The sequence below is a fragment of the Pedobacter sp. 01N416 genome (assembly GCF_056399685.1).
In genome coordinates this window covers 1-4,057 of sequence record NZ_JBFTRT010000477.1, presented here as the reverse complement: position 1 = coordinate 4,057, position 4,057 = coordinate 1, and the positions used below count along the sequence as shown (strand labels likewise).

Sequence of the window (4,057 nt, the reverse complement as noted above, 5' to 3'; positions counted from 1 at the left end):
GTTAAAGATGATAAAGCGATTATTGGCGGTTTTGCTACCATAAATGGCCAAACGGTAATGGTTATTGGTCACCAAAAAGGTAAAAACACCAAAGAGCGCCAGTTCCGTAATTTCGGTATGGCCAACCCTGAAGGTTACCGTAAAGCTTTGCGTTTAATGCGTTTGGCTGAAAAATTTAATAAACCGGTTGTTTCTTTTATCGATACTATGGGGGCTTACCCTGGTTTAGAGGCCGAAGAACGCGGACAAGGTGAGGCCATTGCCAGAAACTTATTGGAAATGTCTATTCTTCGCGTGCCAATTATCTGCATTGTTGTAGGTGAAGGTGCTTCTGGAGGTGCTTTGGGTATTGGTATCGGCGATAAAGTTTATATGTTAGAGCATACCTGGTACTCGGTAATCTCTCCTGAATCCTGCTCATCTATTTTATGGAGAAGCTGGGATTTTAAAGAGAAAGCTGCTGAATGTTTAAAGTTGACTTCTGATGATATGTTTGGCAACAAACTAATCGATGGTATTATTCCAGAACCACTTGGAGGTGCGCATCAGGATCCGGAGTTAATGGGCCGAACTTTAAAAGATTACCTTATTAAAGATTTAGCTGCCTTAGGTAAACTAAAAACCGATAAACTGATCGAACAAAGGATTGAAAAATTCTGTGCGATGGGTGTTGTAAACGAATAATCATTAAAAAAATAAATTTGAATCCTGTTTGGCAACGCTGAACAGGATTTTTTTGTGGATAAATCCCAAACTTTTAAGGGTATCACTAGATATACGTCACCCTGAATTTATTTCAGGGTCTTTGTAGCGTGATAGATGCTGACCACGAAGTACCTATTAGGCCATTAAAACAATACAAAATGCTAATAAAATAAATTCAGCATGACGATTGCACGGATAACCGAGTGGAAAATTAATCATTATTAAGCCAACTTAGGCTATGATTTAAACCTCGCAGGTTTTAAAAACCTGCGAGGTTTGGTCAATAAAAAAGCAGCTACAAATTAATGCAGCTGCTTTGTAAGCTATTTTCAGATCCGTTTACTGTTGTGGCCCCTGTTGTGGGAAAAACATCGATAAACGGCCTTCTAAACTGTTAAATGTTTTCTGCAGCTTATCACTCAGTTTATCCTGACCTGCAGCTTTACTCGTTTTAATCATTCTGTCTAGGTAGTATAATCCCGTTTGAATGTTCTGTGATCCGGTTAAACCTTTTGATTGAGATATGTCAGCCAGGTAGTTTAATTCTTTATTGATATAATCGCCAGATTTGTCTAAAATATCATTAGCTCGGGCGGTTTCTCCTAGTTTATATAGGTTTTCAGCCATGTAAAATTTCACAACAACCGTACGGATGCCGAAGAATTTATCAGGCATTACAGCAAAATATTTATCTACTACTTTTTTGGCATCAGCTATTTTACCTTCTTTAATTAAGCTGTTGGTTAAGCTACTGAAGAGATTGGTGAAAATGAAAGTATCATCTGATGACTGTGGATCTAAATATTTAGCGGTTTTCATATTTCCCCACTTAAATTTAGTCATCACATTATTATACAATACAGGCGTATTTAATTGCTCCGGCCTATCATCAGATGCTGTTGTGTCAGCTTTAAGCGGTAATAAACGCATGGCCAAACCTTCGCTGTATAAATATTTGTCTAAGCCGTTATATTGCTCAGAAGGTACTGTAGAAGCGAAATAAATCGGGCGTTTCCAGTTGTTATGTGCAAGAATATCGAACATGGCCAAAGTTCCTTTAGTAACATAACCTTTATTAAACTTCCAATCCATTGTGGTGGCGATTTTTGAAGCATCAGCTGCAGGTACTGTTCCTGTACTTACTACTTGCTGCGGATCTACTGTAATTTTAAGGTTTTTAGTTGGCAGGAAGTTAGATTTTGATCCATCCTGCATAGGTACTTTGTCGCTTTCATCGTTTGATAGCAACAAATCAACTACGTTTTTAAGCTCAACACTACCTGCAATTTTGTAATCATCGTATGGCATTACATCTCTTTCTCCCTGTACATATTGCTCAGGTTTCATTGAAATTGGTAATGGAGCCGATTCATTTTGTTTTTGCCTTAAACCGTTAATGTACCAATCTGTATCGAATAAACTTAAGTTTACAATACGCACATCAGGACGAACATTTTCTACCTCCTGGATATACCAAAGTGGGTAGGTGTCATTATCGCCATAAGTAAATAAGATGGCATTTGGCGCACAGGATTGTAGGTAATCCAAGGCAATATCATGCGGAACCATTTTTGTAGAGCGGTCATGATCATCCCATCCCTGCTCGGCCATAATTACCGGTGCAGCCAGTAATCCAATTACCGTTGCACCAATGGCACCGGCAGTTGGCGTTAGTTTTTTAAACAACCACTCTTTAATGGCGAGTGCCCCGAGCCCGATCCATATTACAAAGGCATAGAACGATCCTACATAAGCATAATCCCTTTCGCGGGGTTCTAATGGTTTTTGATTTAAGTATAATACAATGGCAATACCGGTAAAGAAGAATAGTAATGCTACAACTCCCGCATCTTTTTGGTTACGTTTAAAATGCCAAAGTGCACCAATAACGCCTAAAATTAATGGTAAAAAGAAGAAACGGTTATACGCTTTATTATCGACGGTTGATGGTGGCAGATTGCTTTGATTGCCTCTCAACATGGCATCGATTGGTTTAATGCCGCTAATCCAGGTACCTTCATGTCCGCTACCCTGACCTTGCTCGTCATTCTGGCGGCCAGCAAAATTCCACATGAAATAACGCATGTACATGTAGCCAATCTGATAGCTGAACAAGAAACCAACGTTATCCACCAGATTAGGATTTTTAGAATCATCTAAGCGCATCCACTCTTTATAAAAAGCAGCATGTTTAGGATCATCGCTATACATACGTGGCAGTAAAGTGTTGTTGTTATACTCGTAATCGGTTTTTTTACCCGCTACCTCATATTTGTCTTTTCCTTTTCTCCAGATGGTTTTTCCTTCAGTTACACCTACTCTTTCAGAGTTATAGTTAGGACCGTAACCCAATGGCCTGTCGCCATATTGCTCACGGTTTAAGTAGCTTAAGAAAGAGAAAGCATCTTTCGGTGCACTGTTATTTAAGTTCGGATCTGCCTTTGCCCTGATGATAATCATCGAGAATGATGCATAACCGAAAATGATTAATACAGTAGAGATTAAACCTAGGTTTAATAATTTCTTTTGGTGCTGGATAGAATAACGGATTCCCCAAACCAGGGCGCCGATTAATAAAATAGCGAAGAATAAAACGCCTGTTCCAAAACCCAGACCTAATGTGTTAACAAAGAATAAATCGAAATAAGCACCAAACGAAACCAGGTATTGGATAATACCATATTGGATTACCGCTAAGATTAGAATACCAACAATAAGGGTTTTAATAATTCCCGATGTTGTTGCTTTATCTGTTCTTTTGAAATAATAAATAAAAGCAAGTGCTGGGATGGTTAGTAGGTTTAACAAGTGGATACCAATTGATAAACCCATAATATAGGCAATAAACAATAACCAACGATCGGCACGTGGCTCATCGGCATGTGCTTCCCATTTAAGGATAGCCCAGAATACAATCGCTGTAAATAACGATGATTGTGCGTAAACTTCTGATTCTACTGCCGAAAACCAAAAACTATCAGAGAAAGTATAAGCCAAAGCACCAACGGCACCTGCACCCATAATGCTGATCAATTTACCGGTTGTTAACTCTTCGCCGGCTTTTAACACCGTTTTTTTAGCCAATGCAGTGATGGTCCAAAATAAGAATAAGATAGTTGCCCCGCTCGATACAGCCGAACCAACATTCATCCAGTAAGCGATTTTGGTCAAATCTCCAGCTGCAAAAATAGAGAAGAAACGTTGGAGCATTAAGAACAAAGGCGCACCAGGCTGGTGAACAACCTGCATTCTAAATGCCGATGCGATAAATTCACCGCAATCCCAAAAACTGGCAGAAGGCTCTAAGGTTAAAACGTAAGTTAGTGTAGCAATTAAAAAGCAGATCCAGCCT

The 4,057-nt window shown here is 39.2% G+C and carries 2 protein-coding genes; one reads left to right on the top strand and one right to left on the bottom strand.

Annotated features, from left to right (window positions below):
• A partial coding sequence (locus AC1DND_RS21775) for an acetyl-CoA carboxylase carboxyltransferase subunit alpha (protein ID WP_477584713.1) occupies positions 1–684 on the top strand: 684 nt, incomplete at its 5' end.
• 360 nt (positions 685–1,044) lie between these two features.
• Here the strand turns inward: AC1DND_RS21775 and AC1DND_RS21770 are convergent.
• Positions 1,045–4,057: glycosyltransferase family 117 protein (locus tag AC1DND_RS21770; RefSeq protein WP_477584712.1), on the bottom strand; the 3,013-nt coding region annotated here is incomplete at its 5' end.